The sequence below is a fragment of the Lacrimispora amygdalina genome, from assembly GCF_003432035.1.
Classification (GTDB): Bacteria; Bacillota; Clostridia; order Lachnospirales; family Lachnospiraceae; genus Lacrimispora; species Lacrimispora amygdalina.
Map to the genome: position 1 here is coordinate 1 of NZ_QOHO01000096.1, position 24,422 is coordinate 24,422.

Here is a 24,422-nt window from a genome sequence, read left to right on the forward strand (position 1 = left end):
GGAATGGAGATTATTATGAAGCAGCGGAAATTGACGGAGCCGGAGGAGTAAAACAATTTTTCTACATTACGCTACCGTTGATTTCTCCTACCATGTTTTTCGTGACTGTGACCAGGGTAATCGGAGCCATGCAGGTATTTGACAGTATTTATATGATGATGGAAAAGGCAAATCCGGCACTGGTGAAAACCCAGTCTCTGGTTTATCTTTTCTATAAGTATTCCTTTGTTGAGGGCAACAAAGGATATGGTTCCGCCATTGTCATGCTGCTGCTTCTGGTGATTCTGCTCATTACGGTAATCCAGCTTCTTTGCCAGAAGAAGTGGGTTAATTACAGCTAAGGAGGAGAATGATGGATAAGAATAGAAAATTTAAGTCAGGTTTTCAGTACTTCATACTTGCGGCCGGCTCTGTCGTCATGCTGGTTCCTTTCTTATGGATGATTCTTACGGCTTTTAAAACAACGTCTGAGGCAACTCAGATGAACCCGTTCATCATCTTTCCCTCTGTATGGAAAAAGGACGCATTTTTATCTGTAATGAGTAAAATGAATTTTCTGAGACTGTATTGGAATACACTGGTTCTTATTATAGAACGGGTAGCTTGTGCAGTTTTAACGGCAACCATGGCAGGGTATGCCTTTGGGAGGCTTCATTTTAAAGGAAAGAATCTTGCGTTCTCCCTTGTATTATTTCAGATGATGGTACCGTCCCAGATATTTATTATTCCTCAGTATTTAATGGTCGGCAGACTTGGACTGTTAAATTCATCCTTTGGTCTTCTCTTTCCAGGACTGGTAACTGCGTTCGGAACCTTTTTACTCCGTCAGGCGTATATGGGGCTTCCCTTGTCGCTGGAGGAAGCGGCCAGGCTTGATGGCTGCAACATCGGCCAGACATTCCTGTATGTCATGGCACCGCTTACAAAATCATCCATGGTAGCACTGGGGATCTTCACTGCATTGTTTGCTTTTAAGGAACTGATGTGGCCGTTAGTCGTCAATACAGAGCAAAATACCATGCCTCTTTCTGCGGCCCTTGCAAAACTGCAGGGACAATTTGTGACCAACTATCCGGAACTTATGGCAGCTTCCCTGCTGGCCTGCATTCCCATGGTTATCATATACCTGATTTTCCAGAAACAGTTTATCGAAGGAATTGCAACATCAGGAGGAAAATTATAAAGGAGTTTACACTATGCCAATCATTTATCATCCACAAGCAAAAGAGTTTCATCTGTATAACCAGTCCGTCAGTTATATCATTCAGATTATGGGAAATGGTCAGCTGGGCAATTTGTATTATGGGAAGCGGATTAAGGACCGGGAGTCTTTTGAGTATCTTTTTGAGACAGGGGAACGACCTCATGCTGCAATCAGCTGTCCCAATCCCGTCAATTTATGCCTGCAGTATACGAAGCAGGAATATCCGGCATACGGAACCGGAGATTACCGGTATGGGGCGTATCTGGTAAGGCAGGAAAACGGCAGCAGGATTACAAATTTTACTTATGCAGATCACATGATATTAGCAGGAAAGCCCTCTATAGAACCGCTTCCTTCCACCTATACGGAGGATGATTCCGAAGCTTCTACATTAAAGATCAGACTGCATGATGATCTGATCGATACAGATCTGGTCCTGACTTATACCATATATGAGGAGAGCCCGGTGATTACAAGAAATGCCCTCTTTAAACACAGCGGGAAGGAAGAGATTGTACTATTTAATGCCATGAGTGCAGCGGTGGATTTACCGGAATCAGATTACGATATGATTCATCTGTCCGGCGCATGGTCCAGAGAACGGTATGTAAAGCGGAGGCCATTGGAACAGGGGATACAGTCTGTTTACAGCATGAGAGGCATCAGCAGTGCGGAACATAATCCCTTTGTTGCATTGACGGATAAAACGACTACAGAAAGCAGCGGAACTGCTTATGGTTTCAGTCTGGTCTACAGCGGCAGCTTTCTTGCACAGGCAGAGGTCTGCTCCCATGATACGACCAGGGTTTTAATGGGAATTCACCCGGATACCTTTGAATGGCCTTTAAAAACCGGAGAATCGTTTCAGACGCCGGAGCTTGTTATGGTCTATACTGATCAGGGCCTGTCTCACATGAGTCAGGTGTTTCACAGGCTTTACAGGACCAGACTCGCAAGAGGTTACTGGAGAGACAGGGAAAGACCAGTGCTTTTAAATAACTGGGAAGCTACCTATATGGATTTTGATGAAGAAAAGATTCTTTCCATCGCAGGAAAAGCAAAGGAAACGGGTGTGGAGCTGTTTGTATTAGATGACGGCTGGTTCGGCGACCGCAGCGATGATGACCGCAGCCTGGGTGACTGGTATGTAAATAAGGAAAAACTGCCGGGAGGCATATCCGGATTATCAGAGAAGATAGAAGCCATGGGACTTAAGTTTGGTTTGTGGATTGAACCGGAGATGGTCAATAAAAACAGCAGGTTCTACGAGGCACATCCGGACTGGATTATATCCGCTCCGGGGCGTTACGAGACACCCAGCAGACAGCAGCATGTACTGGATTTCTCCAGAAAAGAAATAGTGGATTCTGTTTATGAGATGCTGAAAAATGTGATAGAGGGAGCAAAGATATCTTACATCAAATGGGACATGAACCGTTATATTACAGAATGCTTCTCAAGAGGCGCGCTTAATAACGAACAGGGAATGGTAATGCACAAATACATTCTGGGAGTTTACGATCTTTACAGCCGCCTGATTCATGATTTCCCGCAGATACTGTTTGAATCATGTGCCAGCGGAGGAGCCAGATTTGATCCCGGAATGCTTTATTATGCGCCTCAGGCCTGGTGCAGTGACAACACAGATGCTATTGACCGGCTGAAGATCCAGTATGGAACCAGCATGGTTTATCCGGTATCCAGCATTGGTGCTCATATTTCCGCTGTTCCCAATCATCAGATTCACCGGATTACTCCTTTAAAAACCAGAGGCAATGCCGCATTTTTCGGGGCCTTTGGATATGAACTGGATTTAAACCACTTAAGTGAAGAGGAAGTACAGCTGGTAAAAAAGCAGATTGAAATCTATAAGGAGAACCGCAGACTTCTGCATCAGGGAACTTTTTACCGGTTGAAAAGCCCGTTTGAGGGAAATGATACAGCTTGGATGGTGGTGGCAGAGGATCAGACACAGGCGATTGCAGCTTACTATCAGACCTTAAACCCGGCTAATGCAGGATGGCTCAGGCTAAAGCTTGCAGGACTTTGTGAGGATATGCTTTATCAGGTCACAGTGGAAGAGGAAACAGGAGAATATTATGGAAGTGAGCTGATGTATGCAGGGCTTCCCATTAACAGAAACCGTTTCTTTAAGGAAACCGGTGATTTTGCCTCTCTTCTTTTCTTTGTGAAACAAAAATTGGTATAAGTAAATAATTATTTATAACGCTTTGTCCGGACCAGAGAGGTCCGGACTTTATTAATGCAATATTTTACATTATTTTATCTGGAATATGGTGATTCTGTTGAAAAATATTTCATTGCATGATATAATTTTATAAAAATTATGGGTGTTTCCTCATATGGCTAAAAAGAGGAGGGTTTCAATGAAAGATTATAATGTACATTTGACTCTGATTGACCGGATCATACTTGATTCCTATAAGGTTTTACTGGAAGGTATGGCAGATTATATGGGAAGCGGTTATGAGATGGTGCTTCACAGTCTGGAAGATACAGAGCATTCCGTGATTAAAATCATTAACGGTCATCATACCGGGCGTACCGAGGGTATGCCTATTACGGATCTTGCTCTTCAAATGCTGGAGGAGATCAAAAAGGAAGGCGAAAAGGGTTACATTTCCTATTTTACAAAGAATAAGAAGGGAGAGCCCTTAAAGTCAACCACAATTGTTGTACGGGGGGAAGAGAGCCGGATTATTGGCCTGCTTTGCATTAATTTTTATTTAAATACCAGTTTTTCAGAAATTCTTACCGGTTTCATACCGGAGATTTCATCCCGTGCCCAGATGAAAACGGAGACCTTTGCCAATAATCTGGATGAACTGATTTACAGTAAGGTTTCAGAAGTCCGAAACGAGGTGATGGAGGATGACCATATCCTTCCCTCTCTTAAAAATAAGGAAATCATTAACATACTCTGCCAGCAGGGAGTTTTTACTTTAAAGGATGCAGTAGTAAAGGTTGCCGAGTATCTGGATATTTCTAAAAATACAGTGTATATGCATATCAGAAATGCCGGATCTGCAGCAGAGAAAGAGAAATGAGTAAATTTTAATTCAGAGACCTGAAGGTATAGTGAAATGTCTTGCATTGTTTGTCAAAACAAACAAAAAATAATGCAGGACATTTTATTTTTTGCTGAATCACACAAAAATATTGCATTTATAAAAATTTTATGATAAAATAAATTACACTGATAAGAACAGTAATAAAAAATATTTTATTCACCAATGAAAGGGAGGTATTGAAATGGAAAGAAGTAAAAAGAAACTTGGACTTGTCCCCAAATTAGTCATCGCCATCATCATCGGTATTCTGCTGGGACTTTACTCTCCAAGCTTTGTAATCTCCATTTTGATTACGGCGGCAGATTTATTTAAACAGTTTTTAATGTTTATTATCCCGCTGATGGTTGTGGCATTTGTAACTATGGGAATTGCAGATTTGTCCCAGGGAGCAGGGAAACTGCTGGCATTTACAGCAGCAATATCCTATGCATCTACTCTGTTAGCAGGAAGTGCCGCTTATTTTGTGGCCAGCAACTTTTTCCCCACCTTTGTTAATCAGGATGTTGTTTCCAAAGTGGCGGCTGCCAGTGACAGGGCGATAGGAGGTTATTTCTCCCTGACCATTACACCTCTGCTTGAAACAACAGCAGCGGTAGTATTGGCTTTTGTACTGGGCGTGTCAATCAGTACAATGAGAGGGAAGGAAATCGGTGATGCACTTTATAATGTAGTAAAAGAGCTCTCTGAGATTATTACCAAAGTTTTAAACCGTGTAATCATTCCCCTGCTTCCTATGTATATCTGCGGAACTTTTGCAAAAATGACTTATCAGGGAACTACGTTTGCCATTATGTCCGTACTTTGGAAGGTATTCCTTATTGTTATAATCCTCCATCTTCTTTACCTGGTGATTGCATTTACATTTGCAGGAACCATAACGAAACGCAATCCAATTACTATGATGAAGAATCAGATTCCGGGATATTTAACCGCGATCGGCACCCAGTCATCAGCTGCTACCATTCCGGTTAATATCAAATGTGCGGAAAGCAACGGGATTTCCGAGGAAATCCGTAATTTCGTTGTACCGTTATGTGCCAACATTCATATGGCGGGTTCCATGATTACCATCACCTGCTGTGTGACAGCCACATTACTGATCTACGGAATGCCTCATGGCTTCCTCACACTGTTTCCATTTATCTGTGTGCTGGGAATTGCTCTGGTGGCATCACCGGGAGCTCCTGGCGGTTCTATTTTTACCGCCACACCATTTTTCCCGATTGTGGGAATTCCGGCAGTCGGAGATATTGCCAGCCTTTTACAGGCAATGTATATTGCACAGGACAGCTTTGGAACTGCCTGCAATGTATCCGGTGACAATGCAATCAGTGCGCTGGTAGAATCTTATTACCGCAAGTATATTAAAAAAGAGAAAAAGAACTAGCATGCTTTGAAAGGAGCAAATGATATGCCGTCAATCAGTATATTTGATGTGATCGGTCCTAATATGGTTGGACCGTCAAGCTCCCATACGGCAGGTGCCGTGGCCATCGCACTTCTGGTTAAAAAACTGTTTCCTGGTTCTATAAAAGAGGTTGAATTCGTATTATACGGTTCCTTCGCCAGGACTTACAAGGGGCACGGAACAGACCGTGCCCTGCTGGGAGGAATGCTGGGATTTGAAACTCACGATTTAAGAATTAAGAATTCTTTTAAGCTGGCAGAAGAACAGGGGCTGATCTATTCCTTTGTTACCAACGAAAAAGAAACGGAAGTTCATCCAAACACCGTTGAGATTCATTTAACCGGCACCGATGGGGCGTTTATGTCGGTAAGAGGAGTGTCTATAGGCGGCGGTAAGGTAAAAATTGTCAAAATCAACGGCGTAGATGTTGATTTTACAGGTGAGTACTCCACTCTGGTAATCCGGCATCTGGACTATCCCGGAATGGTGGCCTATATCGCTACCTGCTTAAGCGAAAGAAACGTTAACATTGCATTTATGCGTCTGTACCGGGAAAAGAAGGGGGCGACTGCCTATTCTGTGGTGGAATCAGATGAAGAGATCCCCCAGGAGCTTCTTGAAAAACTGCGGGAACATGAAAAAGTTGAAGATGTAATGCTGATTCAGGTTTAGGAGGAGCTATGGATTTTATTTCAGGACAAGAGTTACTGCAATTGTGTGAAGAGAACAGCTGCCGGATCTCCGATATCATGCTTCAGCGTGAGATCAGTGAATATGGATCGACTTCACAGGAAATAACGGAACGAATGAAAGAAGCATTCCGGATCATGAAAGAGGCCTGTCATAAGCCGTTAGATGAGCCGGTCCCTTCCATTGGCGGTCTCATCGGGGGAGAGGCAAAAAAGGTGAGGGACAGAAGACGGCAGGGAAAATCCATATGCGGAAGCATGCTTTCCAAAGCAATCACCTATTCCCTGGCAGTTCTTGAGGTGAATGCTTCCATGGGCCTGATCGTTGCAGCACCCACTGCCGGAAGTTCCGGAGTCCTTCCCGGTCTTTTACTGGCTCTGGAGGAAGAATTTTCTCTTGATGATGAACAGATCATTGACGGACTTTTTACAGCAAGTGCCATAGGATATTTAATTATGAGGAATGCCTCCGTTGCAGGCGCCCAGGCTGGCTGTCAGGCTGAGGTGGGAGCCGCTTCTGCCATGGCAGCAGCTGCAGCGGCTGAAATTATGGGGGGAACACCCCAGCAGTGTATGGATGCGGCTTCCGCAGCCATTGTTAATTTACTTGGACTTGTGTGTGATCCGGTGGCCGGACTGGTGGAATGTCCGTGCCAGAGCCGGAATGTAATAGGCGCTTCCAATGCCCTGGTATGTGCTGAAATGGCTCTGTCCGGAATCAGACAGCTGATTCCATTTGACCAGATGGTGGAAACCATGATGGTGGTTGGCCGTTCTATTCCATTTGAATTAAGAGAAACGGCACTGGGAGGGTGTGCAGCAACAGAGGCTGCATGTACCAGAGCCTGCCAGATCTTTCAAAAATAAAAATTGGTAACTATTAATAAGAAAGGGATCGGTCACAGGGCCGGTCCTTTTGCCATATATTTTTTTATATTTATTAAAACAAAATAGTTGCGAGTGCAACTATTTTGTGATATGCTGTTTTTGAAATGATTCTTTACATGTACGTGTTTGGACACCAGGAGGTGAATGAATTGGATAAACACAGGGAAATCGGGAAATATATTTCGATTATCCAAAGACTCAATAATATGTTTTATGCAAACCGATTATCCTCTTTTCAGATAGGCTGTGGACAACAGTTTTTTTTATTGCAGATTTTTAAAAATCCAGGCATGAATCTTCATGAACTGGCATTAAACGGTCATTACGATAAGGCAACCGCTACACGGGCAGTAAAAAAGCTGGAAGAAGAGGGGTATGTCCGAACCGAGATGGAAGAAGGGGATAAAAGGGTCCGGCGGATCTATCTGACTGATCTGGCAAAACCGGTCGTGGAGAAGACTCTGGAGTGTGTGGATGAATGGGCGGAAATTATTTTAGAAGGACTTACAGGCGAAGAGCGTCAGGAAGCAGAGCGGCTGCTGATCCGTATGGCTGCCAATGCACACCGCTTTAACGCGAAGCAAAAAGGAAAGGAATGACACACTTTATGGAACACAACAAGATAAATCAGGGGGGAAATCCCCTGGGATACAAACCAATTGGACATCTGCTGATGCAGTTCGCATTGCCTGCAATTGTTGCTATGCTGGTAAACTCAGTTTATAACATTGTAGATCAGATATTTATTGGACAGGGAATCGGCTATCTGGGGAATGCGGCTACCACTATCGCGTTTCCGATTGTAACGATTATTTTAGCGGTCTCAACACTTCTGGGAGCTGGGGGAAGCGCGTATGCTGCCATTAAGCTTGGTGAAAAGAAAGAAGAGGAAGCACAGAAAACTCTCGGAACCGTTACAGTACTAACTCTGGCGGCAAGTGCAGTAGTAGTGGCTGCAGGTTTTCTATTTCTGGATCCGATGTTAAAGCTTTTTGGCGCTACAGAGAATACGATGGATTATGCCAGACAGTATACTGCTGTGATTTTAATCGGAACTCCGTTTAATATGCTGGCAGTGGTGCTGAGCAATATGGCAAGAACTGACGGCAGTCCGGCGCTGGCAATGTATGCGATGCTGGTGGGAGCATTTTTAAATACAATACTGGATCCAATCTATATTTTTGTTTTTGACTGGGGCGTTACGGGAGCTGCCATTGCAACTATCACTTCCCAGATTATTTCAGCAGTGACTTTAATTGTATATTTTATGAAAAAGGGCAAAAATATGCGTTTTCATAAAAAAACCATGTTCGTTGATCCGGATATATGCCGGCTGGCGCTTCCTCTGGGTATTTCCAGCGGAATTACCCAGGTGGCTTCCACTATATTACAGGTTGTCATGAATAATTCTCTGGTGTATTATGGTAATCAGAATGCAGTAGGCGGAGATGTGGCACTCAGTGCCATGGGAATTGTTAATAAGATCGGAATGATTCTGGTGTCAGTCTGCCTTGGGATCGGAATTGGATCTCAGCCAATCTTTGGGTTTAATAAAGGTGCAGATCAGCCGAAGCGGGTGAGAAAAACGTTCCTGGTTGCGGCAGCAGCATCCACCAGTGTGGCAGTGTGCGGCTGGCTGGTCTGTCAGCTTTTCCCGGGAGCAATTTTAAGTCTGTTTGGTACCCAGGATCCTCAGTTTAACCTGTTTGCTGAGCGCTGCTTAAGAATTTACATGCTTGGTATCTTTACAGCCGGATTTCAGGTTGTGAGCACAAGCTATTTCCAGTCAACCGGACAGCCTTTAAAAGCATCTATTTTATCCATGCTTAGACAGCTTTTATTATTAATTCCCCTGATTCTGATTCTGCCTCTTCACTTCGGTCTGGATGGAATTTTGTATGCAGGACCTATGGCAGATATTATATCAGCGATAATAGTCAGTCAGTTTATCATTCATGAATTACGCAAATTAGACAGAGCCTGCAAGGCCTGATAAGCTTTAACCGGAAGGAGAAAGACAGCTGTGAGCCTTAAAATACAAATGACAAAATTTTTAGCAGGAATTGTTAATGCAGAAAAAAAGATGGAAGCGGAGCTTGCAGCACCTCCAAGAGGGGGGAATGTCATCAACCGGGATCATTTTACCAGGAAGGTCAGGGTGAAGGAGTGGGAGGTTGATGGATTCGGAGGAGTTACCATCAATGGAAGCTATACCAGCCAGAAGCATATATTAATGCTGCCGGGCGGCGCTTATTCCCTGGAGCCTTCCCGCCGTTATCTGGAAATTTCGGAGTATTTTGCCATTTCAAAAAGAATGAAAGTTACCATCCCGTTTTGTCCGCTGTCACCGGAATACACAGCTTTGGCAGTACACCAGTATCTGCTAAATGTTTATATCCGACTGGTTAATGAATATCCGGAAGATGAATTCTGTTTTTTAGGTGATTTTTCAGGAGGAGGTTTGGCGCTTTCCTTTTTACAGGAGCTTCGGGACAGAAAGAATCTGCCTTTGCCTGTTAAGACTGCAGTGATTTCGCCCTGGCTGGATATTACACTTGATAACCCCATGATAAAAATTGCGAAAAAAGCAGACCGCCATCTACCCGCAGGAGCATTAAAAGAAACAGGTATTAGATACTGCGGTACTCTAGCTGCGGATCACCCCTTTGTTTCACCTCTATATGGAGACTGGAATCATCTGGGTAGAATTCTGGTGTTTTCAGGGACGGAAGATATTATGACTCCGGACTGTGAACTGCTTGCAGAGAAAGCGGGAAGTTTCGATCATACAGAGCTGGTTTATAAAAAGGGAGCAGGCATGGTCCATGACTGGATTTTAATTCCATGCAGGGAGACAGATGCGACATTAGAGTTAATTGCTGCTTTCTTTCTGGATAATGAAGAAATTTAAAAATGAGGTTCGGCCCATAACGGGCCGAACCTCATTTCGACTGTGATGAAGTACTATGAACAAAGGAACGGGTTAAAGTTGTGCAAGTGACTGAAGGGCATTCCCTTCAATCAGGACCTCGTAATGTTCCTTGTAGTACGCTTCGGAAGCGTAATCCTGATGAATCTTGGTTCCGTACTCTGCAAGAAGATTGCATACCCGGCTGAAGTCCAGAGACTTCTCAGGGGTGTTACGTATTACCAGATAATATTGTCTGGTATTTGGTTTTTTATATAAAGTATTCCTGCCATCGTAAACCTGTCCGATGATCTTTGCGGCATCAGAAATCTGATCCAGACTTTGAAAACAGTAGATTCTTACTGAGGAAGTGTTGGACTGCTCTTTTGGTTTTTCTTCTTCCGGCTCTTCTTTTTTGTCAATTCCCAACAGATTTAACAGGCCATCTGCACCTTCTAATAGCTCGCTTGCCAGATCTGCCGGCATGGAATCCAGTTCTTCGTCTGTTGATGGTGAAAATTTTGCAAACCTTGTATCTAATTCTTCCGGGTCATCGATTTTAGTGATCACTAACATCACGCTTTCGTTGGATAACGGAATTGCTTCTACCATGAGAGGAATGTCTTCAGCTTCAAATCCCACTTCGTTAGAGGCTTTTTGAATCATCTCGCGGAACAGGTTGCGGGCTTTTTCACTGCCGTAGGCAAGTTCGCCTAAATTAAGGTTTCGGACGCTTAAATCAAAGCTTGTAAGCGTACAACGGATCTGATTTTCATTGATACGTTCTATCTTCATAGGATCACTTCCTGTTCTTTTTAAAATGGTGAATATTTTTTACATACTTCCTCAACATAACTATACTATATATTATAGCAAAAAGGCAATTACTATGTGAAAAAATTTATATAAATTTAAGGTTTATATGCAAAAATACGGGTATCCTATTTAATTACTGGGATTTAATGCTTTGGATTTTCAGCTGTGACCAGCGAGCAGCTTGTAATCAGGATTAACGGTGCGAAAAAGATATTTGTCGCTTAAATAGATGCCATAGCATTACTTACCTTTATTTTCATTAATTGTAAGTAACATTTTTCTATAAAGTCCTGGAAAAAGGCAATAGAAAACCACCTTTGTAAAACATGGCGTGTTGTGCAGGGTGGAATTTTCTATCTTGTATAAACAATCTAACCTTCAGTAAAGAGAATAAACGGCGTAGAGCTGGTTGATTTTTCTGGATTTTCACTTTGCTGGTTACGGGTCAGAATGATATGATCAATTCCATCTTTTTGATTTTCAACCAGATGAATAGAAGTACTTTGAATCGGGAACAGGCAGTTCCGGCCATTTTTTCCCAGCGTCACGGAAGGCTCAATTCCAAGAAGCAGGGCATATTCCTCGTATGTTTTATTCCACTCACTGGTTGAGATCCTGATTTCATGGATTGCGGCTGCTCCATTGGCATGAGAGGTATCTTGCACTTCAATGACTGGAGATGGATGATATTCGCTCATCAAAAAGGGCAGACGAATACTGTCTGGACAACAGAGTGTCCATTTTAGTTTAATTCCATGGTGCTCAGTTCTGGATTTTGGACGTGGTTTAGATAATTTTAATCCATTTTTAAGAAGCTTATCTATATTTTCCTGATACAGTGCACCAGGTACAGAATCCAAAGCATAATCTCTTAATCCCTCCTGTCCCGGCAGATAACGTGCGAGGCGGCTGGAATAAGGTGGGTTCCATAATCCTATTATTTTAACCATGAATTTAAGAAGCGTGTTAATTACTTTTCCGTGATTTGTGGAGAATAGCTCCAGAAAAGAGCCGTCTTTTAAATAGATCAAAGCATTGTGTGTCTTACCAGGGACACCTCCCGGTACTACTTGAAACCCCATTTCACTATATTGCCGGATGGCTGTTTCAAGATGATTGACTTGAATTAACACATGCCCGATTTTGAATGGGATATTTTTATTTTTCACTTATAAGACCTCCTGATTCGTATTGCCTTGTTAGAAAAGACTAACTTGAACTGAATTAAAAGACCGCCAATGGAAGGCGGCATTTTCAAAAGAATCCATGTCGCTATATAATTTAATTATAAATTATCACTCCTTTTGCTGGCTGTCAATTAAAACAATTTATAATTCCGGGTATTGTTATAGTCATATTATCTTATCTATTTTTTTAAAAACAGAAAATTACAGCAGTCTCCGCCTTCGCCCAATGTTTTACTACGGGTAAAACGTATTTTATTTTCAATACCCTGATACATAATATAGTCACTGCGGCAGAAAATCCGGCAAAGTTCCGGACAGTGATAAAAGCAGCAGGTGTCGTACCACAAACATTTTTGAATATCAAAAATAAATTCTTTCGAATTGTCTCTTTTTAAATAAACCTTCCAGATTCCGGATTTTGCATATGAGGGCTGTTCTGTCAAAGCTGCATCTTTGAGCGTCGGATATAGAAATGAGGGGCATTTTATAGATTTGTTCCGCCGGTATTATAATTTTACCCCAGGAGAACTGCTGCGCACTAAAAATGTGAAAAAATTATAAAATAGTTGAAAAACGAAGAGTATTATATTACAATAATTTCCAGAGATGATATTGGACAGGCACAAGGAGGTGATTTTAGTAAGCACCGTTCTGTTTGGAAAATATCAGCTATGCGGTATCTTGGGAACCGGTCGGGAAGGGACAGTTTTTCTGGCGGTTCATCTTGGGCTTGAGGAATACAGGGCAGTGAAGCGTGTATCCAAAAGCTTTCTCAATTATGAACAATTCAGGCGCGAGGCATTCATTTTAAAGGAGCTGCGCCATCCTGGAATTCCCATTATATTCGACTTAGAAGAAGATGAAAGTTACAGTTATTTAATCGAAGAGTATCTGGAAGGAGATTCTTTATTTGATCTTGTGAAAAAGCAGGGTCATCTGTCGCGGGAGCTGACCGTATTCTATGGAATTCAGCTTGCCAGCATCATTAATTATCTGCATCTCGCAGGAACAACCCCTATATTACATTTGGATTTACAGCCAAAAAACCTGTTATTATGCCATGATACCATAAAACTCATCGACTTTGGCCTGGCTGCGTCTATAAAAGAAGCAAATGAGCCGGGAGAACGGTACGGTACAGTGGGCTGCGCTGCCCCGGAGCAGTATCAGACGGACGGAGTTCTTGATGAAAGAACGGATATTTATGCGATTGGAACAATTCTCTGTTATCTGTACACCGGAACATTTCCTGTGCTGCCCTTTATACCAGATCCGTCGATGGATCCGGGCCTGGCAGCTGTTATCGGTCAGTGCGTCTGCAAAGAGAAAGAAAACAGGTTTTCAACGGCACAGGAGCTTATGGAACGGCTCTGTCAGTTACAAGAAACGGGAACGGATGCAAAAAAACGTCTGCAATCATCATCTCTTACAATTGCTCTTTCAGGGAGCAAATCCGGGGCAGGAACAACCCACATTGGAATCGGCCTGTCTGTCTACCTTAGAAATCAGGGATATCCCAACTTATTGGAAGAAAAACAGGATTCATTAATGGGTGCCAGTCTTTTTAAATTTACAAAAGCAAAGCGTGACAGCTGCGGGCTGTTGCATTACAGGAATTTAGTCGTGAAGCCTTATTACGGACCCGGAGTGAAATTAAAGGATCCTCCCTTCCGCGTGCGCCTTATGGATTGGGGAGAGAATTTAAGACAGGCGGTCAGTATGGAACCTGATGCCGTGATTCTGGTGTGTGATTCCAGTATCTGGAACACAATACATGCCTGTGAAGCTGTGGAAGAAGTAGTGAAATCCAAAATTCCATATGCCGTCATATATAACCATTGGGTTATTGGCATGAAAATCTTTACTCCAAAAGGAATAGGACAATCAGCTTTCTTTCGGGCGCCTTTTTTCCCTGATCCCTTTACCGTATGTGATGAATCGGAGATTTTTTATCAGGCTGTCACAAATGCAATACTAATGGGAAAAGGAGGTATTCATAAACGGAATTTTCAGTTTAGACACTGGGTAAAGGTCATGATGAAAAGATTCAGAACAAGGGAGCGCCATCGGTCGGGAAAGGATTAAACTTCTATGAGGAAAGTCGTAAAAAGAGGCTGGAAATTGATAAAACCATTTAAAGGGGCTGCAGCACCAGAACTGATTGGTATCATTGGCACCGGAAGAGGTACGGGAGTGACTCATTTTGCGGTCATGACAGCCGGATACTTAACCGGTGTGATGAGAATGCGGTGTGCAGTTCTGGAGTGGAACAGCCATGAGTCTTTTTATGCCATGGGATCTGTCTGCTGCGGTAAAAAGAAAGGTGAGAATTCGTTTCGGGTTTTAGAGACAGATTATTTCGCAAAAGCGGGGATTGATACGCTGCTATTGTGTAAAAAGTCCGGCTATCAGGCTGTAATTGTGGATTATGGGACTGCAAAGGAAGGAAATCTGGGAGAGTTTTTTCGATGCGGCAGGCAATTAGTAGTAGGGAGTCTTAGTGAGTGGCAGATAAGTGAGTTTCTGGAATTTGAAAAAAGGGAAATAAAAGCGGAAAGAAGCTGGGAAAGTCTGGTATCATTTGGAAACGAGGAAGCAAGAAAAAGTCTGGAAAAAAGACTGAAGGTTCCTGTCAGAAGAATTCCGTTTTCTTTCGATCCGTTTTCTGTCACTTCTGAGACCATAAGTTTCTATGAACAATTATTTTAAAAGTACCAAAGAATAGGTAGCGGGGAGAAAACAATATGAGTAAAGAGGACAGCCGAAAGAAGAAAGAAGGTAATAAAGATCAGTATCTGGAAGGACTGAAAAGGTACAGAAATAAGGGAATCCCCATAGTAATTGATGGGGAGGAACTCCCGGAGACAGACTGGGGGAAAATATTTGAAATAAGGGAGGATGACAGTTTCTATATGGCAGATTTTGTTCCCAATGAGGAAACTGGTAAGCTGCAGGAGATCAGATTTGACCGTGTGTACAACCGGTAATTTCCGGGAACATGTGAACAGGGACGCGCCGGAGGATTCCATCTTCAGCCCGGAGTGAATCAATTTATGCGCGTCAGGGAGGGTCAGGGGACAGAATGTAATGAAAATGTAAATTCCAAAAATAAAGAAGTATGATATAATCTAGAAGATATTACAGAAATAAGTTCTTAAGATACGATCCATGATCAGGAGGAAAACAGATGAATAGGAGAGCAGTGCCGGTTATGGTGGCGCTGGGATTGATTTTGCTGGTTCTTGCCGGTTTTTTCGGAATCCGGTTTTTGGAGCGGTATATTCCATCCAGTGAGCAGGCAGATTTGACTGAGTTTTTTGGAGTTACAGGGGATGAGGTGGCAGTTTATTTAAATGAGAATCTTCAGGAAACCAAAGGTCTTTTTACAGAGGGTCAGACCTACCTACCCATCAGCTGGATCAATGAAAATTTAAATGAGCGTTTTTACTGGGACAGCAACGAGAAGCTGTTAGTTTATGCACTGCCGGATTCCATTGTTTATGCAGACCGTGATACAAAAGGCCCCTCCGGAAAATCACTGATTCAGGAGAAAGAGGATGGAGTGTATTTATCCCTGGGTCTTGTCGCCAATTATACAGATGCCGAGTTTACAGCATATGATACCGCTTTAAATAAACGAGTGTTTATCAACAATAACCGGACAGAAAAAGAACAGGCACTGGTTGTAAAAAACGGCAATGTGCGTATCAAAGGCGGAGTAAAGAGCCCGATTGCAACTCATATTATTAAGGGAAGTAAGGTAACGGTTCTTGATTCTATGGATAAATGGAACAAAATCAGGACAGACGATGGTTTTGTTGGTTATGTGGAGCGCAGGCGTCTTGGAGAAACAGAAAAAGTTGCATCTGTAAGTAACTTTGAAAAACCGGTTTACAAGAATATAACGATGGATCAGCCTGTCTGTCTGGCATGGCATCAGGTGACCTCGGCAGAAGGGAACTCTTCCTTTGACAGCCTGATTGCCAATACGGCAGGAGTTAACGTGATCTCTCCCACATGGTATGAATTAACTGATAATGAAGGAGGTTTCCGATCACTTGCAGATTCGGGTTATGTGAAAAAGGCTCACGAAAAAGGAATAAAAGTATGGGCACTTATTAATAATTTCAGTGACAATGTGAATACCGAGATCCTGATGTCTAAAACCTCCACCAGGAAAAAACTCATAGATGCTCTGATGGCAGAGGCAAAAACCTATGGATTTGACGGTATTAATCTGGATTTTGAGGGTATTAAGGAGGAAGCGGGACCACATTATATTCAGTTTATTAGAGAATTGTCCATCCCCTGCAGAAAGAATGGGCTTGTCCTGTCTGTGGATAATTACGTTCCGGTTCCGGGAAATGAATTTTATAACCGTAAGGAACAGGGAATTGTGGCTGATTATGTGATTATTATGGGTTATGACGAACATTATGCAGGAGGAGAGGCCGGATCTGTGTCTTCCATTCAATATGTGGAAGATGGAATTAAGAATACTCTTAAAGTTGTACCCAAAGAAAAGGTTATTAACGGGATTCCTTTTTACACCAGAATATGGACAGAAGGAGCGGATGGGAAAACTTCATCATCTTCCATAGGCATAGCAAAATCCAAGGAGTGGGTTACGAAAAATGATGTAAAGCTGTACTGGCAGGAGGAACTGGGACAGTATTATGGAGAACTTCAGACAGAAGAAGGTAAAAAGACAGTATGGCTTGAGGAGGAACGCTCCATTGGCCTGAAGATGAATTTGATCCGGCAGTACGATCTGGCCGGTGTGGCATGCTGGAAGCTGGGATTTGAGCCGGCTGATTTGTGGGATGAAGTCCGGCTTGATAAGGAATAACATAAGAAATGGATAGACAGGAAGGTCAGGTTATGAAAAAGAGGGTATTATTGGTAGCATTGGCGGCTGTAGTTTGTGTATCTTCCGGGTGTTCTTTTAAAGGACGGGTACCGGAGCATACACAGGGAGAGAGTACAGCCCAGCCGGAGACAGCTGTTACCGGGGTGCAGACTCCTTCCACAGCACAGGTTCCTGAGACAAACAGAGAGTCACTTCCAGAACAATCCCAGGCACCGGAGGAAGGAACAGCCAGGATCGTTATAGCTACGGATATTCATTATCTGGCCAGGGATCTGACCGATATGCAGAAAAGCTATGAATATACGGCTGATCACGGTGACGGTAAAGTGATGAAGTATATCTGGGAGATTACAGATGCATTCATTGAAGAGGTGAAGGCGGAAAAACCAGATGTTGTAATATTAGAAGGAGATTTAACCTATAACGGGGAACGGGAAAGCCACATAGAGCTTGCAGCGAAGCTGGAGTCCATTGAAGAGGCTGGAATTCCTGTAATCGTCATCCCTGGAAACCACGACATCAATAATCCTGAGGCCTGCCGGTTTGAAGGAGAGTCCATAATTAGTACGGAGAGTATTTCTTCCCAGGAATTTGAAGAGATTTATGATGAATTCGGTTATAGCGAGGCGGTCAGCCGGGATCCTGCCTCATTAAGTTATATCTACCAGATCAATGATAAAACCAGAGCTCTGATGCTTGACAGCTGCCAGTATGATCCTAAAAATCTGGTAGGTGGAATGATAAAGGATGATACATACAACTGGATAGAAGAACAGATGGAGGAAGCGTGGAATCTGGGGATGAATGTTATTCCTGTAGCCCATCACAATCTTCTTGATGAGAGCGAAGTTTATCTTCAGAATTGTACCATTGAGCACAGCGAACAGCTCATTGACCAGCTGGAGAGCTGGGAAGTCCCCTTATTTTTAAGCGGGCACCTTCATGTCCAGCACTATAAGAGATCCCATGATGATACCGGAATCTATGAGATTGTAACAGGTTCCCTCTCTACGCCGCCCTGCCTGTACGGAATACTGGAGTATGGAGCGAAAGGAACGTTTAACTACCATACGAAGTCTCTGGATATGAAGGCCTGGGCGGAGAAAACAGGAAACACTGATAAGAATCTTTTGAATTTTAGTGATTATGGGAAAAAATATTTAAGCAAGGTATTTTATAATCAGGCACAGGATGAGTTTAAGAGTCTCAATTCCCTTCAGGGTCTTACCGAGTATCAGAAGAATATGATGGCTAAGGTATATGCGGAGTTGAATACTGCATGTTATGAGGGAAAAGTAGCGGATATTCGTGAGAAGGTTATGGCAAAGCAGGGATATAAGCTGTGGCAGGAAGAAGGTTATCCCAGCATTCTATCCCAGTACCTGGAGTGGATTACTGCAGACGGTGCCCGAGATTATAATACATTAAGCGTTAAATAGAAGGAAAGTCATTGTACCGGTTCTTTTTTAATTCACCAAAAAGTATAATTCATTAAGAACGTGAATCAGGTAAAAAACGTGAATTTAAAAAAATGGGAACCGTTTATGGCGGTGATTTTGCTGATATTGGTTTATGTCATATCAAGCCAGGCGGGAAAGATGGCAGCAGTTAATAACGTCCCATCTACGGGAAAGAAAAGGCCGGTGGTTGTCATTGATGCAGGTCACGGCGGGAATGACCCTGGAAAGATCGGGATAGATGGCAGCCTGGAAAAAGATATTAATCTGCAGATCGCTATGAAGCTGAAAAAATATCTGGAAGCATCGGATGTGGAGGTTGTTCTTACCAGAGATAATGACAATGGACTTTATTCTGTCAAAGATAACAGAAAAAAGATGGCTGATATGACCAAACGGTGTGAGATTATTAATAAAACCAGGCCTGCACTGACTGTGAGCATCCATCAAAACAGTTATCATCAGGAGGAGGTTTCGGGAGGTCAGGTTTTTTATTATAAAAAGTCTGAAAAAGGGAAAAAGCTTGCTGAAATTATCCAGGACCGGTTTGATTTCTTATTAGGAGAGAAGAATACAAGACTTGCAAAGCCGAATGACAACTATTACCTGCTTCTTCATGTAAGAACGCCGATTGTAATTGTGGAATGCGGTTTCTTAACAAATAAAAAGGAATCGGCACTCTTAAATACGGAAGATTATCAGGACCGGGTGGCATGGACCATTCACATGGGAATCATGAGATATTTAAATGAAAGATAAATCGAAAAGACAAAAACAGGAACCCATAAGCCAAGGTTCCTGTTTTTTGTCAGCGGGATGAGATTTCTTCGTCTGGCTGTAATTCGTTTTCCTGCTCAACTTCGTTGTCTGTTTCAGTGCCCCGTTTTGCAGCTTCAGTCTGAGCGGAGGCGGCCTTATTTACTTCACCCAGCTTTTCAGACTTTTGTGCGGCCAGTTCATCAGACTGGCTTTGCAGCCTGCCAACATCTTCAACTTTCTGTATCGTGTTTCCATATCCGGATTCAATTTCACTTTTCAGGACCTTTATCTTCCCGTCAATATGATCTTTTGCCGATGAGATTACTTCTGTCTGGGACACTCCGGATGATAATTTTGTTATCTCATTTAATTGTTCTGACTGTGCTTCTTCTTTGGACCTTGTCTTTTTATAGATCGTACCGGTTTGGTCATTGGAATCGGATTTTGCATCATCCGGTTCCTCTGTCTGGAGCTGTGCAATCTGTTCATCAATCGCTTTTAGCTGCTTCTCATATTCTTTCAGTTTCTCATTCATGCTGTCTGCGCCGTTTGCCTGGTCAGAATCCAGCATTGCCTGCTTTCTTTCCATAATAAACTGTTTCTGGTTCATCAGCTGTTTCAGCATACTTTGCTTTTTTCCGGCAGGGGAAATTTTTACATCATCGGTTTGTTCCTTTTCCTTACTTTTTCCGTAGAGTGCCTGATACTTCTGATGAGCGGAACGATTGATTGAAGCAATATTTATTTTTGCCGGCTGCGTTTCCATTTTACCAATATACATTTCATTCCCTCCTTGTGTTCTGATTATAATTCGGCAGATACCATGATGAAATAATCCTCCTGGCGTAAACGGGAAAGATACTGGTATAAACGGGGTCCAGGTTAAAGAGAAGGCGCAAAAAGGGGAAGGATGACGTAGAAATGAAATACTTCTTCCGAAATTGACAGCTCCATTGTACCATGACAGCGTTCTGCGGCATCGCGGATGTTAGACAGACCAATTCCGTGGAGATGAGGCTCTTTTTTTGTGGAATGTAATTGGTTGGTCTTAAGCTTCCGTGCATAAGGTACCGGATTGGTTATTTCAATTATAAGAAAAGAGTTTCGTACACAGGAGGCCGCTTTTATAAGCGGGGGATCAGTCTGACCGGTTAATTTCCGGCAGGCTTCCAGTGCGTTGTCCAGTGCATTGCTTAAAATAATACACAGATCAGCAGGATTAATCAGATCTGAGGCGGGGAAGATGAGGTCCGTTTCCAGACGGATTTTCCAGGTGCGCGCAAGAGCAAGTTTTTCCCGTATGACTGCATCTGCATAAGCATTTCCCGAAGAGTACTCCGGATAAAAAGAATTAACGGTCCCGGTTATACAATCCAGGTACTTTACAGCCTCCTGATTTTTATTCATTGAGAGGAGATTTTTAAGACACAGCATATGGTTTTTAAAGTCATGGCGAAAGCCTGCCAGTTGCTTTTCTTCTCCCTGCCATGCTGCAATCCGCTTTTCCAGTATGCTGTTTTTCTCATTTGCAAGCAGCAGACTCAGCTTCCGGTCTGCATAGTAGCAGGAGAAAGTAATGAGAGAAACACCGCCTGCCGCCACTGCAGTAGCGATTATATTTGAAATCAGGTTGTTGTTGTGCTGAAACTGGCTGCAACCATAGTAAATAACGGTCTGTCTGGTGAAGAAGCATAAAATCAGGAGGAACAGATTCTCAGCCATCGTGATCTCTCCATGAAGATTGGAGTATTTCCTTCCAATCCATTCCAATATAGCGGAGTAAAGAAGGATGGTTAAAATATCACAAAGTTTGTAAGCAAGATCATGGAAGGCAGGTCCGTCCATGATGTTTTTACTGATATATTGAATCAGAGGAAGAAAAACAAAATTGCAGGTATACCCCAGTCCGTCAGCGAAAATAGCAATCATCACCTTTTTTCCAGCACTGGACTGGAATAAAACCCAGATCATCAACAGTGAAGTAAGAAAATAAAACAGTTCTTGTGGAAAAATGCGGTAAAGTCCGAAATTAATGTTGATAATACTGGAGACTTCGGAAAAGGCAGCAACACCAATTAGCGTTAAAAGCTTGTGATACCGGCATTTCAGCATTCTGCTTAAGAATCGATAGTTTATATAAGCGGTAAAAAAGAGGAGAATTATAACAAACCCTCCTTTTTCATATGTCTCAGGAAGGCTCTGGTAAAATCCTGGTATTTTCGTTTGCTGACTGGTACTGATTCTCCGTTTGCAAGATGAAGATCCATTTTGTCAAACCGGACAACATAGTCCATGTTAACAATGAAACTTCTGTGGCACCGGTAAAACCGGGCAGGCAGATTCGTTTCAATGGCCTCCAGTTTTCCTGAAAATTCTGTTATGTCATTTTTATTATGAAGTGTTACTGTTTTATTATTTACTTCAACATATAAAAGATCAGAGCAGGAAACGCATAAGGTTGTTTGTCCGGATCTCACGATAATGGGAGGCTCTTTTAACGGATTAAGCTGTCTGAGCAGATGATCCAGCACTGCATAAAGCTTTTGTTCGCTTACCGGCTTAATGAGATAATGTGATGCATCCACATCAAAGGACTGAAATACATATTGCTTATAGGCAGTCAGAAATACAATTTTTGTCCGTGTATTAATCTCCCTGATTTTGCGGGCAGTTATAAGGCCTGATTCTTTTCCTATTTTTATATCCAGAAATATGATATCAGGAACGATGCCGGAACAAAGAAGGTTTGTACCATCTGTAAAAAGAAAAAGCCGGAAGGATATTTTCCTGTTACGAAAATATCCTTTCAGATCATTTGCAAATCCATGCATAAACTCTGCCTGGTCATCACAAAGAAATACGTTCATTCCATCCACTTCCTATGTAAAATTTAAAGAAGAAATATATGGTTCTTCCTGCACTCTGCCCGCATTTTGGCGGGCCAGATACTGGCCTGAACTTCCCCGACATGTGCGCGGTCCAGTAAAAGCATGCAGAGACGGGACTGTCCGATTCCACCGCCAATTGTATACGGAAGCTCGCCGTTTAGAAGCATCTTGTGGTAGGGAAGTTCCTTACGGTCCTCGCAACCCGCTTTTTTTAACTGTTCCGCCAGGGCTGTTTCATCTACGCGGATTCCCATGCTTGAAATCTCAAGTGCACAGTTTAAATGTTCAAACCAGAAAAGAATGTCTCCGTTCAGCTGCCAGTCATCGTAATCCGGTGCTCTGCCGTCATGAGGCTTTCCGCTGCCTAATTTATCCCCGATCTTCATGAGAAAGACACAGCCGTGCTCTTTTGTTATGTTGTTTTCACGCTCTTTGGGAGTCAGATCCGGATAGAGGTCCTCAAGCTCCTGGGAGGTAATAAAAGTGATATCATCAGGAAGCTGCTTGACTGCCTGGGGATATTTATACCAGACTTCATGTTCCATGTGCTTGATGATCTTAAAAATAATTTTCACGGTTTCTTTTAATGTATATTCGTTTCTTTCTTCCTTTGTTATTACTTTTTCCCAATCCCACTGGTCCACATAACAGGAATGAAGATTATCCAGATCCTCATCTCTGCGAATGGCATTCATATTAGTATAAAGTCCTTCACCCGGCTGAAAACCATATTCGTGAAGTGCCATGCGTTTCCATTTGGCCAGTGAGTGTACCACTTCCATGGTTTCACCGGGCACTCCGGAAAATCAAACTGGACCGGACGCTCCACTCCGTTTAAATTATCGTTTAATCCGCTGCTTCGTTCCACAAATAAGGGTGCGGAAATACGCTCTAAGTTCATTTCCCTGCCAAGCTCTTTTTGAAAGGTATCCCTTATGTATTTAATTGCTTCCTGAGTTTCCCTGACAGAGAGCCTGGGATCATAGTTTTGCGGTATAATCAGTTCCATGTTTTTCTCCTCTTTCAACATATACTGCTATTATGGTATCATTGATACGAAAAACTTACAACTGCTATTTGCAATGGTTGGGAAAGCCCTGTTTGCAAGGGGTAAAAGCATTGCATGAGCTTGTTCGCTGTGATATGATAAATGGAAGTGAAAAGAAAAGAGCAGAGAGAAATGAATACAAAACGAATTATATTAAAAGACAAAGATCATCCGGATTTAGAGCAGCTTAGGGAACCGGCGAAAATACTGTGGGAGGGGGGCCTTGTGGCCTTTCCTACGGAAACTGTCTATGGCCTTGGGGCCAATGCTTTAAATGAAGAGGCTGCAAAAAAGATTTATGAGGCAAAGGGAAGGCCATCGGACAACCCTCTCATTGCCCACATTGCAGATTTTGACGATCTGCTCCCTCTGGTAACGGAAGTTCCCGAAGCGGGAAGAAAACTCATGGAAGCTTTCTGGCCCGGTCCCCTGACTTTAATTTTCCCCAAAAGCGGTCTGGTCCCCTATGGAACCACCGGCGGACTTGATACTGTGGCAGTCCGAATGCCTGCAGATCCTGCAGCAAGTGCTCTGATCCGGCTGGCAGGAGTTCCCATAGCAGCTCCCAGCGCCAATACCTCCGGCCGTCCAAGCCCTACGACTGCAGATCATGTATGGCAGGATATGAACGGAAAGATCCAGATGATTGTGGACGGCGGTGCTGTGGGAATTGGTGTGGAATCCACCATTATTGATGTTTCCGGGGATGAGCCCATGATACTCAGGCCTGGCGCGGTTACCCAGGAGATGGCTTCTGCAGTTTTAGGAAAAGAGATTTTCCTTGATCCTGCAATCACCTCAGGACCGTTAAAGGCTGATGTAAGACCGAAAGCGCCTGGAATGAAGTATAAGCATTATGCTCCCAAAGCAGATCTTACACTGGTGGAAGGCAAAGAAGAGACTGTGGCAGCCGCCATTAACAAACTGGTACAGGAGAAAGTGGAAGCAGGTTACCGGGTTGGTGTAATCTGTACTGATGAGACTTTAAATTTATATCCACAGGGCATGAGAAGGAGCATTGGCAGCCGTTTACAGGAGGAATCCATTGCCCATAACCTATACGCAGTTTTGCGGGAGTTTGATGATTTAAATGCAGACTGTATATTCTCTGAGAGCTTTTCCAGAAATCATCTGGGACAGGCGATTATGAACCGGCTGACCAAGGCAGCAGGATACCACATTATTCAGGTTTAATAAGGAGGCGCAGA

At 43.0% G+C, this 24,422-nt stretch carries 24 protein-coding genes and 1 pseudogene; 18 read left to right on the top strand and 7 right to left on the bottom strand.

Annotation, left to right across the window (positions count from 1 at the left end):
- From DS742_RS24515 to DS742_RS24560, 10 genes are all read left to right on the top strand, one after another.
- On the top strand, positions 1-341 hold a 341-nt coding region (locus DS742_RS24515), incomplete at its 5' end, for a carbohydrate ABC transporter permease (RefSeq protein WP_147325866.1).
- A gap of 11 nt (positions 342-352) precedes the next feature.
- Positions 353-1,183 carry a carbohydrate ABC transporter permease gene (locus DS742_RS24520; protein WP_117419563.1) on the top strand — a complete coding sequence of 277 codons (831 nt, stop codon included), beginning with the start codon at positions 353-355 and terminating at the stop codon, positions 1,181-1,183.
- Positions 1,184-1,196: 13 nt separating this feature from the next.
- Positions 1,197-3,413, top strand: coding sequence for an alpha-galactosidase (locus DS742_RS24525; RefSeq protein ID WP_117419564.1), 2,217 nt, complete (start codon positions 1,197-1,199; stop codon positions 3,411-3,413).
- 178 nt (positions 3,414-3,591) lie between these two features.
- A complete protein-coding gene (locus tag DS742_RS24530) occupies positions 3,592-4,272 on the top strand; it encodes a helix-turn-helix transcriptional regulator (RefSeq protein ID WP_117419565.1) in 681 nt (226 codons plus the stop codon).
- 205 nt (positions 4,273-4,477) lie between these two features.
- On the top strand, positions 4,478-5,683 hold the full coding sequence (locus DS742_RS24535) for a dicarboxylate/amino acid:cation symporter (protein WP_117419566.1): 1,206 nt from the start codon (positions 4,478-4,480) through the stop codon (positions 5,681-5,683).
- A gap of 24 nt (positions 5,684-5,707) precedes the next feature.
- Positions 5,708-6,376: an L-serine ammonia-lyase, iron-sulfur-dependent subunit beta gene (gene sdaAB, locus DS742_RS24540; protein WP_117419567.1), complete on the top strand. Its 669-nt coding sequence runs from the start codon at positions 5,708-5,710 to the stop codon at positions 6,374-6,376.
- Positions 6,377-6,384: 8 nt separating this feature from the next.
- Positions 6,385-7,260 carry an L-serine ammonia-lyase, iron-sulfur-dependent, subunit alpha gene (gene sdaAA / locus DS742_RS24545; protein ID WP_117419568.1) on the top strand — a complete coding sequence of 292 codons (876 nt, stop codon included), beginning with the start codon at positions 6,385-6,387 and terminating at the stop codon, positions 7,258-7,260.
- 161 nt (positions 7,261-7,421) lie between these two features.
- Positions 7,422-7,880 (top strand): MarR family winged helix-turn-helix transcriptional regulator, encoded by a 459-nt coding sequence (locus DS742_RS24550; protein WP_242996785.1) that lies wholly within the window; start codon positions 7,422-7,424, stop codon positions 7,878-7,880.
- Positions 7,881-7,888: 8 nt separating this feature from the next.
- Positions 7,889-9,274 (top strand): MATE family efflux transporter, encoded by a 1,386-nt coding sequence (locus tag DS742_RS24555; RefSeq protein WP_117419593.1) that lies wholly within the window; start codon positions 7,889-7,891, stop codon positions 9,272-9,274.
- Positions 9,275-9,304: 30 nt separating this feature from the next.
- The gene (locus DS742_RS24560; protein ID WP_242996788.1) at positions 9,305-10,192 is read left to right on the top strand and encodes an alpha/beta hydrolase fold domain-containing protein; all 888 of its coding nucleotides are present in this window, start codon (positions 9,305-9,307) and stop codon (positions 10,190-10,192) included.
- A gap of 72 nt (positions 10,193-10,264) precedes the next feature.
- Here DS742_RS24560 and DS742_RS24565 read toward each other — a convergent pair whose 3' ends face one another.
- The 3 genes from DS742_RS24565 to DS742_RS30065 all read right to left on the bottom strand — a co-directional run bounded on the left by DS742_RS24565 (position 10,265) and on the right by DS742_RS30065 (position 12,635).
- Positions 10,265-10,984, bottom strand: a complete 720-nt coding sequence (locus DS742_RS24565) for an adaptor protein MecA (RefSeq protein WP_117419571.1) — start codon at positions 10,982-10,984, stop codon at positions 10,265-10,267.
- Positions 10,985-11,376: 392 nt separating this feature from the next.
- Complete coding sequence (locus DS742_RS24570; protein WP_117419572.1) at positions 11,377-12,174, bottom strand: VOC family protein; 798 nt, start codon at positions 12,172-12,174, stop codon at positions 11,377-11,379.
- A gap of 197 nt (positions 12,175-12,371) precedes the next feature.
- A complete protein-coding gene (locus DS742_RS30065) occupies positions 12,372-12,635 on the bottom strand; it encodes an L-2-amino-thiazoline-4-carboxylic acid hydrolase (protein ID WP_170313574.1) in 264 nt (87 codons plus the stop codon).
- On the opposite strand from DS742_RS30065, the gene DS742_RS30070 reads away from it, so the two are divergent.
- The 7 genes from DS742_RS30070 (at position 12,601) to DS742_RS24610 (ending at position 19,278) form a co-directional block, all read left to right on the top strand.
- Entirely contained in the window at positions 12,601-12,753 is a 153-nt protein-coding gene (locus DS742_RS30070; protein ID WP_117419574.1) for an AraC family transcriptional regulator, read from the top strand. The two genes, DS742_RS30065 and DS742_RS30070, sit on opposite strands and share 35 nt — an antisense overlap.
- A 51-nt stretch (positions 12,754-12,804) precedes the next feature.
- Positions 12,805-14,277, top strand: coding sequence for a serine/threonine protein kinase (locus DS742_RS24585; protein WP_117419575.1), 1,473 nt, complete (start codon positions 12,805-12,807; stop codon positions 14,275-14,277).
- 6 nt (positions 14,278-14,283) lie between these two features.
- Positions 14,284-14,901: a hypothetical protein gene (locus DS742_RS24590; RefSeq protein WP_117419576.1), complete on the top strand. Its 618-nt coding sequence runs from the start codon at positions 14,284-14,286 to the stop codon at positions 14,899-14,901.
- Between the two features lie 35 nt (positions 14,902-14,936).
- Positions 14,937-15,179 (top strand): hypothetical protein, encoded by a 243-nt coding sequence (locus DS742_RS24595; RefSeq protein WP_117419577.1) that lies wholly within the window; start codon positions 14,937-14,939, stop codon positions 15,177-15,179.
- 200 nt (positions 15,180-15,379) lie between these two features.
- Entirely contained in the window at positions 15,380-17,041 is a 1,662-nt protein-coding gene (locus DS742_RS24600) for a glycosyl hydrolase family 18 protein (protein WP_117419578.1), read from the top strand.
- Between the two features lie 32 nt (positions 17,042-17,073).
- The gene (locus DS742_RS24605) at positions 17,074-18,501 is read left to right on the top strand and encodes a metallophosphoesterase (RefSeq protein WP_117419579.1); all 1,428 of its coding nucleotides are present in this window, start codon (positions 17,074-17,076) and stop codon (positions 18,499-18,501) included.
- A gap of 105 nt (positions 18,502-18,606) precedes the next feature.
- Positions 18,607-19,278, top strand: a complete 672-nt coding sequence (locus tag DS742_RS24610; protein ID WP_170313578.1) for an N-acetylmuramoyl-L-alanine amidase — start codon at positions 18,607-18,609, stop codon at positions 19,276-19,278.
- A 49-nt stretch (positions 19,279-19,327) separates the two neighbouring features.
- Here the strand turns inward: DS742_RS24610 and DS742_RS24615 are convergent, their stop codons facing one another.
- The 4 genes and pseudogenes from DS742_RS24615 to asnA all read right to left on the bottom strand — a co-directional run bounded on the left by DS742_RS24615 (position 19,328) and on the right by asnA (position 23,175).
- The gene (locus tag DS742_RS24615) at positions 19,328-20,059 is read right to left on the bottom strand and encodes a hypothetical protein (RefSeq protein WP_117419581.1); all 732 of its coding nucleotides are present in this window, start codon (positions 20,057-20,059) and stop codon (positions 19,328-19,330) included.
- A gap of 101 nt (positions 20,060-20,160) precedes the next feature.
- Complete coding sequence (locus DS742_RS24620; protein ID WP_117419582.1) at positions 20,161-21,390, bottom strand: sensor histidine kinase; 1,230 nt, start codon at positions 21,388-21,390, stop codon at positions 20,161-20,163.
- Positions 21,391-21,437: 47 nt separating this feature from the next.
- The gene (locus tag DS742_RS24625) at positions 21,438-22,145 is read right to left on the bottom strand and encodes a LytR/AlgR family response regulator transcription factor (RefSeq protein WP_117419583.1); all 708 of its coding nucleotides are present in this window, start codon (positions 22,143-22,145) and stop codon (positions 21,438-21,440) included.
- A 23-nt stretch (positions 22,146-22,168) separates the two neighbouring features.
- A pseudogene (gene asnA, locus DS742_RS24630) lies at positions 22,169-23,175 on the bottom strand (aspartate--ammonia ligase).
- A 171-nt stretch (positions 23,176-23,346) separates the two neighbouring features.
- Here asnA and DS742_RS24635 point away from each other — a divergent pair.
- Positions 23,347-24,408 carry an L-threonylcarbamoyladenylate synthase gene (locus DS742_RS24635; RefSeq protein WP_117419594.1) on the top strand — a complete coding sequence of 354 codons (1,062 nt, stop codon included), beginning with the start codon at positions 23,347-23,349 and terminating at the stop codon, positions 24,406-24,408.
- Positions 24,409-24,422: the final 14 nt, after the last annotated feature.